Source organism: Pseudomonas sp. 51_B, from assembly GCF_017491595.1.
In the GTDB taxonomy this organism is placed as follows: domain Bacteria; phylum Pseudomonadota; class Gammaproteobacteria; order Pseudomonadales; family Pseudomonadaceae; genus Aquipseudomonas; species Aquipseudomonas promysalinigenes.
Map to the genome: position 1 here is coordinate 115,510 of NZ_JAFGYW010000009.1, position 14,202 is coordinate 129,711.

The window sequence follows — 14,202 nt, forward strand, 5'->3', positions numbered from 1 at the left end:
TTTTGGCCATCACGGAGAGACCGATCGTGCGCATTGCCGGGGCCTTGCTGGCCACCCTGTTGAGCCTGGCGGCCCAGGCCGCACCCATACCCCCGGCCAGCCTGGACCGCAGTCTGTGGCCCGAACAACTGGACAGCCCGGCGTTGTTCGACGTTGCCTCTCGGGCAGAGATCCTGTCGTTTGCCCGTGTGTTGCATGAAAGCGAGCTGCTCGATGACGCTGCGCTGGCGGCGCGCCTTGGCTTACGCCAGATCAATCTGCAGAAAATTCGCGCCGTGCGCGCGCAAATGTGGCAGCGCTTGTGGTTGGGTTATCAACAGGCGCAGCTGAGCTGCGAACAGGATGCTTCTTTCTGCTATCTGCTCGAATCCATGGCCGATTTACGCACCACGGCTGCTACATTTGCCACAGACGTCGGCAAGTTCTACACCGGCTGGATCGAACCCAGTTATCAGTTCCACGCCCGCTATCTGGATGAGCAACTGCGCAAGGCCGCCTTGCTGGGGCAGACCAGCAGCGAGGTCGAACGGCTGTCCAGCCGTGAGCGCAATGGTGATGAGCTCAACGACCGCATGTTCCTATTGACCTTCGTCGGTGGCCCGGCGCCTGCCGGCGGTAGTACCGATGCGCTCACCCGCTACCTGCGCAAGCAGAAACTGCAAGCTACGTTCTTTGTGCTGGGCACTCGCTTGCAGCAGCGCCGCGATGCGGGCCCGGCCAATGCGCTTGGCCAGCTATACGCCGGCCAGTGCGTCGGGATACAGGGTTGGGAATACCGCTCTCATGCCCAGTGGCAGGGCTGGCAGGACTCGATCAGGCGGGCTCAAGCCCAGGTTCAGGTTGACCTACCCGCCCAGTACGTGCCGCTGTTCCGCCCGCCCTACGGCCAGCGCCGTGCTGACGGCGAAGCGTTCATGGCTAGCCAGCAATTGCAGGTATCGTTGTGGGATATCGATGCCCAGGATGATGGGCCGCTGTCTGCCGAGGCGTCGGCCCAGCGTGTGGTGACCTTGATGCTGCTATGGCGTAAAGGTGTGATCCAGCTGCATGACACCCTACCTAAGGCACAGCCAGCGCTGGAGTGGTTGCTGCGCAGCACGGCCCAGAGCGGTATCGGCTGGGAGGGTTGTCACGATTACGCGCAGCGCCAATAGCCGGTATGACTTCTGACTGTAGTCGCGTATCGCCTCGCCGCCAAGCCCTGATCGTCAATCGGAAAAATAAACTTCAAAAACACGTAAAAATGCTTTTTAGAGTCATCGCTTTTGCGGTATGAAGAAACCAGACAGCCGATCCCTGCAGCACAGGTGGCGTCATCCAGGCCCACTTTGCCAGGTACGCTTCCCGCCCGTAGCAACGCGGATACGGGAAGAACGGCGGTCACTCTGCGGCGTGTCACAGCACGCGCCGTGTGGCTTCGACATAAGGTGACCGAGTATGGATGACCAAGGACGCACCACTTCCTCCAGCAAGCCAATCCTGTATGTGCTCGATACCAACGTCCTGATTCACGACCCCAACGCATTACTCAACTTCGAGGAGCACCACGTCGCCATTCCCATGACGGTGCTGGAGGAACTCGACAAGCTCAAGACCGGCAAACAGAGCATCGCGGCAGAGTGTCGCCAAGCCATCCGCCTGATCGACCAGACACTGGGGGATGCCTCGCCCAGCGTCGTCGAGCAGGGCGTACCGATTCAGCGCGGCAAGAGCGGGCCAAAGGGTTACCTGTCGATCTTGATGAGCCCGCGCAACGAGCCCAGCAAGTTACTGTCCGAACACCTCAACGACAACATCATCATCAACACCCTGCTGGAAGTCCGTAGCCGGCGCACCGACCTGGACGTGGTGCTGGTCACTAAAGACATCAACATGCGTCTGAAGGCGCGAGCCTGCGGGATCGCGGCCGAGGACTACAGCACCGACCAGCTGGTCGATGACGTGTCCTTGCTCTCCAAGGGCTACCATTCGGTCACGGGCTCGTTCTGGGACCGGGTAAGCAAGGTCGATACCCGCCAGGAGCGCGGCCGTACCTGGCATCGGGTGCAGATGATCGAACACCTGCCGGCGGTGCACGTCAACGAATTCATCATCGATGAGCAAGGGTTCGTCGGCTGGGTCAAAGGCATACGCAACGACGAACTGCTGTTGCTCGACCTTCATCAGGAGCCATTGCTGCACCAAGAAGCCTGGGGCCTCAAACCGCGAGATATCCACCAGAGCCTGGCGCTGTTCGCCTTGCTCGACCCGGATATCCACTTGGTCAACCTGACCGGTGCGGCGGGCTCGGGCAAGACCATCCTGGCGCTGGCTGCGGCCATCGAGCAGACCATGGTCAGCAAACGTTACCGGCGCATCATCGCCACCCGTAGCGTGCAGGGGCTTGACCAGGAGATCGGCTTCTTGCCGGGCACCGAGGCGGAGAAAATGGAGCCCTGGCTGGGCGCCATCACCGACAACCTCGAAGCGTTGCACATGGACGATGAGAGTACTCACGGCAGCGTCGAATACATCCTCGAACGCGTGCCGCTGCAGTTCAAGTCGCTGAACTACATCCGCGGGCGCAGTTTCCAGCAGAGCCTGATCCTGATCGACGAATGCCAGAACCTCACGCCGCACCAGATGAAAACCATCATCACCCGCGCCGGCTCCGGTTCCAAGGTGGTGTGCCTGGGTAACCTGGCGCAGATCGACACGCCGTACCTGTCTGCGACCAGCTCCGGCCTGACTTACCTGACCGAGCGCTTCAAGGACTTCCCCCATGGCGTGCACATCACCCTGCAAGGTGTGCCACGTTCGGTGCTGGCCGAGTACGCCGAGTCGCATCTGTAACCCACATGGCCGGGCGGCCCCCCGCCCGGCATATTTGCGCTGCGCAATCCTGACCCACGGGTTTACACTCTCTGTTCCCTTCACAGGAGCTGAGCAGTGCTGACTCATCTTGATTCCCAGGGGCGCGCCAATATGGTCGACGTCACTGAAAAGGCGGTAACCGAACGCGAGGCGGTGGCCGAGGCGCGGGTGCGCATGTTGCCGCAGACTTTGCAGATGATCGTCGACGGCGAGCATCCCAAAGGTGATGTGTTCGCCGTGGCGCGCATCGCCGGTATTCAGGCGGCGAAGAAGACCAGTGATTTGATCCCGTTGTGCCACCCGTTGATGCTGACCAGCGTCAAAGTCGAGCTGAACACCGAAGGCCCAGATGCAGTGCGCATTGTGGCCCGCTGCAAGCTGGCGGGCCAAACCGGTGTCGAGATGGAGGCACTGACCGCCGCCAGCGTCGCTGCACTGACCCTTTACGACATGTGCAAGGCCGTGGACAAAGGTATGGTCATCGAGCAGGTGCGCCTGCTGGAGAAGGTCGGTGGCAAGAGCGGGCACTACAAGGTGGAGGCATGATGAGGGTCAAGGTGATGTACTTCGCCCGCTACCGCGAATTGCTGGGCATCGATGCAGAGCGCCTGGAAGGTGAGTTCAGCGTGCTCGATGACGTGCGCCAGGCGCTGGTGGCCAAGGGCGGACAATACGCTGTGCTGGCCGAGCAGAACCTCATGTGTGCGCGCAACGAAGAGCTGTGCCGGCTCGACGAGCCACTGGCCGAGGGTGATGACGTGGCGTTCTTCCCGCCGGTGACCGGAGGCTGAACATGGCAGTGCGAGTACAGCAGGGGGCGTTCGACCCCGGTGCCGAAGTCAATGCCATGCAGGCGGCCAATGTCGGGGTTGGCGCGGTAGTGGGTTTCGTCGGTTATGTGCGTGACTTCAACGATGGCTGCGAAGTGGCGGGAATGTTCCTGGAGCATTACCCAGGCATGACCGAAAAAGCCCTGGCCAAGATCGTGGTCGAGGCCGAACAGCGCTGGCCGTTGCTGAAGGTCGAGGTATTGCACCGTATCGGTGCGCTTGAGCCAGGTGAGCCGATCGTGTTCGTCGGCGTGGCCAGCGCCCACCGGCAGGCGGCGTTCGATGCCTGCAACTTCATCATGGATTACCTCAAGACCCGGGCGCCGTTCTGGAAGAAGGAAAATACCCAGGAAGGGCCGCGCTGGGTGGAAGGCAAACAGAGCGACCAGGATGCGGCGGGGCGTTGGTGAATCAATGATTGATGACCAGGGCTTAGCCCCGGTTCGCAGGTGAACCCACAGGGATTGGGCGGCCCCTGTGGGAGCGGGTTTACCCGCGAAGCATCCAGCACGAATCAGTGGTGTTTGCGCGGCACCGGCTTGAGCAGCTCATCCGGCGGCATCTCGCACTTGATCTTGCGCCCCAGCAGCGTTTCGATCGCTGGCAACTGGTAGGAGTCATCCTCACCGGCAAAGCTGATCGACACGCCGCTGGTACCCGCACGGCCGGTGCGGCCGATGCGGTGCACGTAATCGTCCGGGTCTTCCGGCAGGGTGAAGTTGATCACGTGGCTGATGCCATCGATGTGAATCCCGCGCCCGGCCACATCGGTGGCCACCAGCACGGTGATGCGCCCTTCGCGGAAGTTCTCGAGCGTGCGAATGCGTTTGTGCTGCGGCACGTCGCCCGACAACTGCGCGGCATTGATGCCATCGCGCACGAGTTTTTCCTCGATGCGGCGCACCTCGTCCTTGCGGTTGGCGAACACCATCACCCGCTCCCACTTGTTCTGGGTGACCAGGTTGTACAGCAGCTTGTACTTGTCGCTGCCGGCGACTGCATAGACGTGCTGCTCGACCGTTTCGCTGGCGACGTTCTCAGGCTCGATCTCGACGATCGCCGGGTTGGTCGTCCATTGCTTGGCCAGGTTCATCACATCGTCGGTGAAAGTGGCCGAGAACAGCAGGGTCTGGCGTTCGCTCTTGGGTGGGGTCTGGCGGATGATCTGCCTTACCTGGGGGATGAAGCCCATGTCGAGCATGCGGTCGGCTTCGTCCAGTACCATCACCTCGACCATGTCCAGGTGCACTTCGCCGCGCTGGTTGAAGTCCAGCAAACGGCCCGGTGTGGCCACCAGGATATCGCAGTGGCGGGCCTCCAGAGCCTTGAGCTGTTTGTCGAAGTCCATGCCGCCGACGAAGCTCATCACGTTCAGGCCGGTGTACTTGGTCAAGGCGATGGCGTCCTTGGCGATCTGCACTACCAGCTCGCGGGTCGGCGCAATGATCAGCGCTCGCGGCTCGCCCATGTAGCGCTCTTTGGGCGGCGGCGTCTGCTGCAGCTGGGAAATGATCGAAATCAGGAATGCAGCCGTCTTGCCAGTGCCTGTCTGGGCGCGGCCGATGGCATCCTGGCCACGCAGTGTGTAACCCAGCACCTGCGCCTGAATCGGCGTGCAGTAAGGGAAGCCAAGGTCATGGATAGCGTGCATCAGCTCGTTGGACAGCTTGAAGTCGTGAAAACGCGTCTTGCCCTCCTGCGGTTCGACCACGAAGTCTTCCGGCTTCCACAGGCTTGCCTGGGGCTTGGGTTTGCGTTCGCGACGTGGCTTGTCCTTGGCCGGATTGGCGGCTGGTGCTGCAACATCAGTGAATGTTTCTGCCTTGGCCGGGCGCTTGGCGCGGGGCTCGGCCGCCTTGGGCTCGGGCCGGGACTGAGCTGAGGGGGCGGGGGCCGCTGGCGTCACCTGAGCAGCTGAAGCGGCGGCCTCAGGCGCGGCATCGGCTTTGCCGAATATTTTCTTGAGTGCCTTGAGCACGGTCGTCTCATCAACTGGTTAAGGAATGTACGCCGGGCAGTGTAATGCAAGAACTGAACGCGGCGTAGCAGAAAACTCCCACAGCTACAAATGGAGTTGGCTTATTGCAACTGCTTGCTCAACCAGTCGTGGATATCGCTCAGCTCCTCGACCGCCACCTCGTGTTCCATTGGGTATTCATGCCAGCGCGCCGCAACGCCCCAGGTATTGAGGTATTCGAACGCTGTGCGGCCCATGGACGGAATCACCACGGGGTCGTGCACGCCGTGTAGGCACAAGGCAGGCGTGCGCTGCTGGCAGGCGCTCAGCTGGTGACCCTCGGTGAAGGTAGGTGCATAAGTGGAGAGGGCGATAACCCCGCCAAGCGCCTCTTGCCACTTTATATAAGCGGTGTGCAGCACCACCGCGCCGCCCTGGGAGAAGCCGGCAAGGAAGATGCGCGACAAGTTGATGCCCTTGGCCTGCTCGGCCTTGATCAGGGCAATGATCTGCTCGGCCGACTCTTCGAGCTGCGCTTCGTCGATGGCCCGCGCTGGCGTCATGGCCTTGATGTCGTACCAACTGGGCATTGCGTAGCCACCGTTGATGGTCACCGGGCGAGTCGGTGCCTGCGGCATGATGAAGCGCGTGCTCAGCAGACGCTCCTGCATGAATTCGGCCACTGGTAGGAAGTCGTAACGGTCGGCACCCAAACCGTGCAACCAGATCACACAAGCGTCGGCGGTTTTCTGGGGTTCGAGAATCAACGGGTTGGTCATGACTGCTCCGAAAAAGTGCGTGCCTTGTTGGGTAATGCGTGAAAAGAAGGCAGAGGGTTTGATTGTCGGAAAAAGAATGTCGCAACGATACAACTTTTAGTACTTGACGAATGCTTAAACGCTACAGCCAGCAGATGTGGTATGCGCCTTGCTATCAAAACTGTGATGCGAATGGCAAAACCTGACGGTAACACCTCTCGCACGCGAAGGCTGTCACAGAACAGCCCATTGCGCCAATTGACCCAATAACAAGCCAGCAAGGGTCGGATGCGCCTCATAAGGGTGCGGTGCAATTCCGGCTCGTACAACAAGAGCGATTTGGAGGTTGTGAATGAAGATGTTGAAAACCACCCTGGCAGTCCTGACCGCTGCCGCTGCGCTGGGCGCCGTAAGCACCGCCCACGCCGGCGCCACTCTTGATGGAGTGAAGAGCAAGGGCTTCGTCCAGTGTGGCGTGAGCGATGGTCTTCCAGGCTTCTCGGTACCTGATGCCCAGGGCAAGATCATCGGTATCGACGCCGATGTGTGCCGTGCCGTAGCCGCCGCCGTATTCGGTGACGCGACCAAGGTCAAGTTCAGCCAGCTCAACGCCAAGGAGCGCTTCACTGCGCTGCAATCGGGCGAAGTCGACGTACTGTCGCGCAACACCACTTGGACCAGCTCGCGCGATGCCGGCATGGGCCTGGTCTTCACCGGCGTAACCTATTACGACGGCGTGGGCTTCCTGGCCAACAAAAAGCTCGGTGTCAAAAGCGCCAAAGAGCTCGATGGCGCCACCATCTGCATCCAGGCCGGGACCACTACCGAACTGAACGTATCGGACTACTTCCGCGCCAACGGCCTGAAGTACACCCCAATCACCTTCGACACTTCCGATGAAAGCGCCAAGTCGCTGGAGTCCGGCCGTTGCGATGTACTGACCTCGGACAAGTCGCAGCTCTTCGCCCAGCGTTCCAAGCTGGCCGCGCCGACCGATTACATCGTGCTGCCAGAAACCATCTCCAAAGAGCCACTCGGCCCGGTGGTGCGTAAAGGCGACGAAGACTGGTTCAGCATCGTCAAGTGGACCCTGTTCGCCATGATCAATGCCGAAGAGGCCGGCATCACCTCGAAGAACGTCGAGGCCGAGGCCAAGTCCACCAAGAACCCAGACGTCGCCCGCTTGCTCGGCGCCGACGGTGAATACGGCAAAGACCTCAAGCTGCCCAAAGACTGGGTAGTGCAGATCGTCAAACAAGTCGGCAACTATGGCGAAGTGTTCGAGAAGAACCTTGGCCAGAGCACCGACCTGAAGATCGACCGTGGCATGAACGCCCTGTGGAACAACGGCGGCATCCAGTACGCGCCACCTGTGCGCTGATGGCTGCACCCTGCGGCGGCATCCCGCCGCCGCAGGTCGTTCGAATCCCTTTTTCTCGGGGCACTTCATGCAAAATCAAATTGGCGTATCCAAAGGGTTTTCCCTGAGCGATCCGCGTGTACGCGCCTGGCTGTTTCAGATTCTTACGATCGTCTTCGTGGTCGGCCTGGGCTGGTACCTGTTCCACAATACCCAGACCAACCTACAGCACCGAGGCATCACCTCCGGTTTCGACTTCCTGGAGCGCAGCGCAGGGTTCGGTATCGCCCAGCACCTTATTCCCTATGTGGAATCGGACAGCTATGCGCGGGTGTTCGTCATCGGCTTGCTCAACACCCTGCTGGTGACCTTCATCGGCGTGATCCTGGCGACCATCCTTGGCTTCATCATCGGTGTGGCGCGGCTATCACCGAACTGGATGATCAGCAAGCTGGCAACCGTCTATGTGGAAACCTTCCGCAACATTCCGCCGCTGCTGCAGATTCTGTTCTGGTATTTCGCCGTGTTCCTGACCCTGCCGGGACCAAGGGGCAGCATCAACATCGACGATAGCTTCTTCATCAGCAACCGGGGCCTGAACATGCCCGGTGCCGTCATGGCTGATGGCTTCTGGCCGTTCGTCGTTGCCTTGGTGTTGGCGCTGCTGGCGATTGTGGTGATGGTGCGTTATGCCAACCGTCGATTCGACGAAACCGGCGAGCCGTTCCATAAGTTCTGGGCGGGCCTGGCGCTGTTGATCGTCATCCCAGGTGCCTGCACGTTACTGTTCGGCAGCCCGGTGCACTGGGAAATGCCACAGCTCAAGGGTTTCAACTTCGTCGGCGGCTGGGTGCTTATTCCGGAGCTGTTGGCCTTGACCCTGGCGTTGACCATCTACACCGCGGCATTCATTGCCGAGATCGTGCGTTCGGGCATCCGCTCGGTGAGCCATGGCCAGACCGAAGCTGCCCATTCGCTCGGCCTGCGTGACGGCCCGACTTTGCGCAAGGTGATCATTCCCCAGGCACTGCGGGTGATCATTCCGCCGCTGACCAGCCAGTATCTCAACCTTGCGAAGAACTCGTCCCTGGCGGCCGGTATCGGCTACCCCGAGATGGTCTCGCTGTTCGCCGGTACCGTGCTCAATCAGACCGGCCAGGCCATCGAGGTGATCGCCATCACCATGAGTGTCTATCTCGCCATCAGCATCAGCATCTCGCTGCTGATGAACTGGTACAACAAGCGCATTGCGCTGATCGAGCGGTGAGGATACATCCGTGAATGCCCATGTTTTCAAACCCGACATGCCGCCACCGGTGAAAACCGTCGGCGTGCTCGCATGGATGCGTGCAAACCTGTTTTCCAGCTGGCTCAACACCTTGCTGACCCTGTTCGCCGTGTACCTGATTTGGCTGATCGTGCCACCGCTGGTGCACTGGGCATTGCTCGACGCCAACTGGGTCGGCACCACCCGTGCCGACTGCACCAAACAAGGCGCCTGCTGGGTGTTCGTGCAGCAACGTTTCGGCCAGTTCATGTACGGCTACTATCCGGTGGAACTGCGCTGGCGCGTGGACCTCACCGTGTGGCTGGCCGTGCTCGGGGCCGCGCCGCTGTTCATCAACCGCTTCCCGCGCAAGGCCGTTTACGGGCTGGGTTTCCTGGTGCTGTACCCGATCATCGCCTACACCTTGCTGCATGGTGGTTGGCTGGGGCTGACCACGGTTGCCACCAGTCAATGGGGCGGGCTGATGCTGACCCTGGTGATCGCCACCGTAGGTATCGCCGGTGCGTTGCCGTTGGGGATTCTGCTGGCCCTTGGGCGGCGCTCGAGGATGCCGGCGGTGAAGGTGGTTTGCGTCACTTTCATCGAGTTCTGGCGTGGCGTGCCGCTGATTACCGTGCTGTTCATGTCTTCGGTGATGTTGCCATTGTTCCTGCCCGAGGGCATGAGCTTCGACAAGCTGCTGCGGGCCATGATTGGGGTGATCCTGTTCCAGTCGGCATACGTCGCCGAAGTGGTACGCGGCGGCCTGCAGGCTATTCCCAAAGGCCAGTACGAGGCCGCTGCGGCCATGGGCCTTGGCTACTGGCGCGCCATGGGCCTGGTGATTCTGCCGCAAGCGCTCAAGCTGGTTATCCCCGGCATCGTCAACACCTTCATTGCCCTGTTCAAGGACACCAGCCTGGTGATCATCATCGGTTTGTTCGACCTGCTCAACAGTGTCAAGCAAGCCGCTGCCGACCCGGCCTGGCTGGGGATGGCTACCGAGGGCTACGTGTTCGCGGCCCTGGTGTTCTGGATTTTCTGTTTCGGTATGTCCCGCTACTCCATGCACCTGGAGCGCAAGCTGGACACTGGCCACAAGCGTTAGGAGTTTCGAAATGAGTGAAGCGATCAAGCAGCCTGCCAGCCCCGAAGGCATCATCCAGATGCAGGGCGTGAACAAGTGGTATGGCCAGTTCCATGTGCTCAAGGACATCAACCTGAACGTACGTCAGGGCGAACGTATCGTGCTGTGCGGCCCGTCGGGGTCAGGCAAGTCGACCACCATCCGCTGCCTCAACCGCCTGGAAGAACATCAGCAAGGGCGCATTGTGGTCGATGGGGTGGAGCTGACCAACGATCTCAAGCAGATCGAGGCCATCCGCCGCGAGGTGGGCATGGTGTTCCAGCACTTCAATCTGTTCCCGCACCTCACCATTCTGGAAAACTGCACCCTGGCCCCGATGTGGGTGCGCAAGATGCCGCGCCGCAAGGCCGAGGAAATTGCCATGCACTACTTGGAACGGGTGCGTATTCCAGAACAGGCGCACAAGTTCCCAGGGCAGTTGTCCGGTGGTCAGCAGCAGCGTGTGGCGATCGCTCGGGCGCTGTGCATGAAGCCGAAGATCATGCTGTTCGACGAACCCACCTCGGCGCTGGACCCAGAGATGGTCAAGGAAGTGCTCGACACCATGGTTGGCCTGGCTGAAGACGGCATGACCATGCTCTGCGTCACCCACGAAATGGGCTTTGCCCGCACCGTGGCGAACCGAGTGATCTTCATGGACAAAGGTGAAATCGTCGAGCAGGCGGCGCCGGATGACTTCTTCGACCGGCCGCGCAGTGACCGCACCAAGTTGTTCCTGAGCCAGATTCTGCACTGATGCAAAAGGGGCCGCGAATGCGGCCCCTTTTGATTTACTTCTCTTCTTTGGTTGCCGCCGGCGCAGGTGGCGGGCGGAGCCCGACCTCGGCGATCAGCTTCAATTGTTGGCCATTGCGCATGACTTCAATGCTGATCTTGTCGCCTGGCTTGATCCGCGCAACTTGGTTCATCGACTTGCGTCCGTCACCAGCCGGTTCGCCGTTGATGCTCAGGATCACGTCACCCAATTGCAAACCGGCTTTCTGAGCTGGGCCGTCGCGGAAAATACCCGCCACCACAATGCCTGGCCGGCCTTGCATGCCGAACGATTCGGCAAGCTCCTGGCTCAACGGCTGCACTTCGATGCCCAGCCAGCCACGGATCACCTGGCCGTGCTCGACGATCGACTTCATCACTTCCAGCGCCAACTTCACAGGGATGGCGAAACCGATGCCCTGGGAGCCGCCAGACTTGGAGAAAATGGCGGTGTTGATGCCGACCAGGTTGCCATTGGCATCGACCAGCGCGCCCCCAGAGTTGCCTGGGTTGATCGCAGCGTCGGTCTGGATGAAGTCCTCGTAGTTGTTGAGCCCCAACTGATTACGCCCGGTGGCGCTGATGATGCCCATGGTCACCGTTTGGCCAACGCCGAATGGGTTGCCGATGGCCAGCACCACATCACCGATGTGGATATTGTCGGAGCGGCCGATGGTCATGGCAGGCAGGTTCTTGAGGTCGATCTTCAGTACTGCCAGATCGGTTTCCGGGTCGCTGCCGATCACTCTGGCAAGGGTTTCGCGGCCGTCCTTGAGGGCGACGACGATCTGGTCGGCGCCACTGGTGACGTGGTTGTTGGTCAGCAGATAGCCTTCCGGGCTCATGATCACCGCCGAGCCCAGGCTCGACTCCCAACGCCGCTGCTTGGGCAGGTTGTCGCCGAAGAAGCGGCGAAACTGTGGGTCCTCGAACAGCGGGTGGGCGCTCTTGTTCACAACCTTCGTGGTGTAGAGATTCGCCACGGCGGGTGCGGCGAGGGTTACGGCGTCGGCATAGGACACCGGGCCCTGCATCACCTGTGTGGTTTGCGGTGCTTGCTGGAGGTTGACGTCCTGGCTGGGCAGGCCGACCCATTCCGGGTAGCGCTGAATGATCAGCACGGCGATTAGAATACCGGTGAGCAGGGGCCAGCCGAAATAACGCAAAGCCTTGAACATGAATGAGTCCTGGAAAAGAGCAAGAGCCGTTGCTCGTGCAGTGGTGCATGAGCGCGCGCGATCATACACCGGTTTCCCCGATGCCAGCGACGGCCCATAATGGCCGGCATTATACGGGCGTTCTGCAGGCGTTGCGCCCCGCGAAAGCCCAGATTTCGAGGAGATTTTCATGGCCGTTGCACTCAACACGCTGGTCGAGGAAGCCGAGCGCTACCTGGGCAGCGCGAAGATCCAGGACTACTGCCCAAATGGCCTGCAGGTCGAAGGCAGGCCGCAGGTCAGCCGCATCGTCAGTGGTGTCACCGCCAGCCAGGCATTGCTCGATGCTGCGGTGCAGGCCGAGGCTGACCTGGTGCTGGTACACCATGGTTACTTCTGGAAGGGGGAGAACCCCTGCGTAACCGGGATCCGTCAGCGTCGCTTGAAGACACTGCTGAACAACGACATCAGCCTGCTGGCGTTTCATCTGCCCCTTGATGTGCATGCAGAGGTTGGCAACAACGTGCAGTTGGCGCGGCAACTGGACATTACCGTCGAAGGCCCACTGGACCCAGAGAACCCCAAGGTCGTTGGGCTGGTCGGGTCGCTGGCCGAGCCGCTCACCGCACGCGATTTTGCCCGCCGAGTCCAGGACGTTCTGGGGCGTGAGCCATTGCTGGTGGAAGGTGATCAAATGATCCGTCGGGTGGGCTGGTGTACAGGTGGTGGGCAGGGCTACATCGATACGGCCATTGCCGCTGGGGTAGACCTGTACCTGACCGGCGAGGCGTCGGAGCAGACCTACCACAGCGCCCGTGAGAACGGCGTCAGCTTCATCGCCGCCGGGCACCATGCTACCGAGCGATACGGGGTGCAGGCGCTGGGCGAATACCTGGCGCGGCGCTTTGCCCTGGAGCACCTGTTCATCGATTGCCCGAATCCAATCTGACTTCTGTGTCGTCTGCTTTACGGTGAACGGGCCTCCACCTCTACGGCGTCGCCCTGGGGCTGGTGCGGTCACCGTGGGAGGGGTTTACCCGCGAAAGGCCGACCGTGCCAGCCCAAACCCGCAGTCATATCGTTAGATTTTTTCGATCTAGCCAGCCTCCTAAATAGAAGCATCCGCTGTGATACAGTGGCTCGCTCGAACACGGCCCGCTGGCCGTCCATAAGATCGTTTTACGTGAGTAGCCATGGTCGACAAACTGACGCACTTGAAACAGCTGGAGGCGGAAAGCATCCATATCATCCGCGAGGTGGCCGCCGAGTTCGACAACCCGGTGATGCTGTACTCGATCGGCAAGGATTCCGCCGTGATGCTGCACCTGGCGCGCAAGGCCTTTTTCCCAGGCAAGCTGCCGTTCCCGGTGATGCACGTCGACACCCAGTGGAAATTCCAGGAAATGTACCGCTTCCGCGACAAGATGGTCGAGGAGATGGGCCTGGAGCTGATCACTCACGTCAACCCTGAGGGGGTGGCGCAGGGCATCAACCCATTCACCCATGGCAGCTCCAAGCACACCGATATCATGAAAACCCAAGGCCTGAAGCAGGCACTGGACAAGCATGGTTTCGATGCTGCCTTTGGTGGCGCGCGCCGCGACGAAGAGAAATCGCGGGCCAAGGAGCGCGTCTACTCGTTCCGTGACAGCAAGCACCGCTGGGACCCGAAGAACCAGCGCCCTGAGCTGTGGAACGTGTACAACGGCAAGGTCAACAAGGGCGAGTCGATCCGCGTCTTCCCTCTGTCGAACTGGACCGAGCTGGATATCTGGCAGTACATCTACCTTGAAGGCATCCCGATCGTACCGCTGTACTTCGCCGCTGAGCGTGAAGTCATCGAGAAGAACGGCACCCTGATCATGATCGACGACGATCGTATCCTCGAGCATCTTTCCGAGGAAGAAAAGGCGCGTATCGTCAAGAAGAAGGTCCGTTTCCGTACCCTCGGCTGCTACCCGTTGACGGGCGCTGTCGAGTCCGAAGCCGAAACGCTCACCGACATCATTCAGGAAATGCTCCTGACGCGCACGTCCGAGCGCCAGGGCCGGGTCATCGATCACGATGGCGCAGGCTCCATGGAAGACAAGAAACGTCAGGGCTACTTCTAATTTTCAGGG

General features: G+C 60.6%; 14 protein-coding genes. 11 read left to right on the forward strand and 3 right to left on the reverse strand.

Annotation, left to right across the window (positions count from 1 at the left end):
- The first annotated feature begins 26 nt into the window (after window positions 1-26).
- From J5M56_RS12865 to moaE, 5 genes are all read left to right on the forward strand, one after another.
- The gene (locus J5M56_RS12865; protein WP_207937078.1) at window positions 27-1,154 is read left to right on the forward strand and encodes a polysaccharide deacetylase family protein; all 1,128 of its coding nucleotides are present in this window, start codon (window positions 27-29) and stop codon (window positions 1,152-1,154) included.
- A 283-nt stretch (window positions 1,155-1,437) separates the two neighbouring features.
- Window positions 1,438-2,832: a PhoH family protein gene (locus J5M56_RS12870; protein WP_060478987.1), complete on the forward strand. Its 1,395-nt coding sequence runs from the start codon at window positions 1,438-1,440 to the stop codon at window positions 2,830-2,832.
- A gap of 96 nt (window positions 2,833-2,928) precedes the next feature.
- On the forward strand, window positions 2,929-3,399 hold the full coding sequence (gene moaC, locus J5M56_RS12875; protein ID WP_207937079.1) for a cyclic pyranopterin monophosphate synthase MoaC: 471 nt from the start codon (window positions 2,929-2,931) through the stop codon (window positions 3,397-3,399).
- Window positions 3,399-3,644, forward strand: coding sequence for a MoaD/ThiS family protein (locus tag J5M56_RS12880; RefSeq protein WP_060478989.1), 246 nt, complete (start codon window positions 3,399-3,401; stop codon window positions 3,642-3,644). Before moaC ends, J5M56_RS12880 begins: the two co-directional genes overlap by 1 nt.
- A 2-nt stretch (window positions 3,645-3,646) precedes the next feature.
- A complete protein-coding gene (gene moaE / locus J5M56_RS12885; RefSeq protein WP_186477466.1) occupies window positions 3,647-4,093 on the forward strand; it encodes a molybdopterin synthase catalytic subunit MoaE in 447 nt (148 codons plus the stop codon).
- A gap of 104 nt (window positions 4,094-4,197) precedes the next feature.
- On the opposite strand, the gene rhlB is transcribed toward moaE, so the two are convergent.
- Both rhlB and J5M56_RS12895 read right to left on the reverse strand, forming a co-directional pair.
- Window positions 4,198-5,661 carry an ATP-dependent RNA helicase RhlB gene (rhlB, locus tag J5M56_RS12890; RefSeq protein WP_186477467.1) on the reverse strand — a complete coding sequence of 488 codons (1,464 nt, stop codon included), beginning with the start codon at window positions 5,659-5,661 and terminating at the stop codon, window positions 4,198-4,200.
- 101 nt (window positions 5,662-5,762) lie between these two features.
- Window positions 5,763-6,419, reverse strand: coding sequence for an alpha/beta fold hydrolase (locus J5M56_RS12895; RefSeq protein ID WP_060478992.1), 657 nt, complete (start codon window positions 6,417-6,419; stop codon window positions 5,763-5,765).
- Between the two features lie 331 nt (window positions 6,420-6,750).
- Between J5M56_RS12895 and J5M56_RS12900 the strand changes: the two genes are divergently transcribed.
- From J5M56_RS12900 to J5M56_RS12915, 4 genes are all read left to right on the forward strand, one after another.
- Window positions 6,751-7,779, forward strand: a complete 1,029-nt coding sequence (locus J5M56_RS12900) for an amino acid ABC transporter substrate-binding protein (protein WP_060478993.1) — start codon at window positions 6,751-6,753, stop codon at window positions 7,777-7,779.
- 67 nt (window positions 7,780-7,846) lie between these two features.
- Entirely contained in the window at window positions 7,847-9,025 is a 1,179-nt protein-coding gene (locus tag J5M56_RS12905; RefSeq protein ID WP_207937080.1) for an amino acid ABC transporter permease, read from the forward strand.
- Window positions 9,026-9,035: 10 nt separating this feature from the next.
- On the forward strand, window positions 9,036-10,133 hold the full coding sequence (locus tag J5M56_RS12910; RefSeq protein ID WP_060478995.1) for an amino acid ABC transporter permease: 1,098 nt from the start codon (window positions 9,036-9,038) through the stop codon (window positions 10,131-10,133).
- A 10-nt stretch (window positions 10,134-10,143) separates the two neighbouring features.
- Complete coding sequence (locus J5M56_RS12915; RefSeq protein ID WP_207937081.1) at window positions 10,144-10,908, forward strand: amino acid ABC transporter ATP-binding protein; 765 nt, start codon at window positions 10,144-10,146, stop codon at window positions 10,906-10,908.
- Window positions 10,909-10,942: 34 nt separating this feature from the next.
- Here J5M56_RS12915 and algW read toward each other — a convergent pair whose 3' ends face one another.
- On the reverse strand, window positions 10,943-12,103 hold the full coding sequence (gene algW, locus J5M56_RS12920; protein WP_186477471.1) for a Do family serine endopeptidase AlgW: 1,161 nt from the start codon (window positions 12,101-12,103) through the stop codon (window positions 10,943-10,945).
- Window positions 12,104-12,272: 169 nt separating this feature from the next.
- Between algW and J5M56_RS12925 the strand changes: the two genes are divergently transcribed.
- Window positions 12,273-13,031, forward strand: a complete 759-nt coding sequence (locus J5M56_RS12925; RefSeq protein ID WP_186477472.1) for a Nif3-like dinuclear metal center hexameric protein — start codon at window positions 12,273-12,275, stop codon at window positions 13,029-13,031.
- 244 nt (window positions 13,032-13,275) lie between these two features.
- Window positions 13,276-14,193: a sulfate adenylyltransferase subunit CysD gene (gene cysD / locus J5M56_RS12930; RefSeq protein ID WP_054884652.1), complete on the forward strand. Its 918-nt coding sequence runs from the start codon at window positions 13,276-13,278 to the stop codon at window positions 14,191-14,193.
- Window positions 14,194-14,202 lie beyond the last annotated feature (9 nt).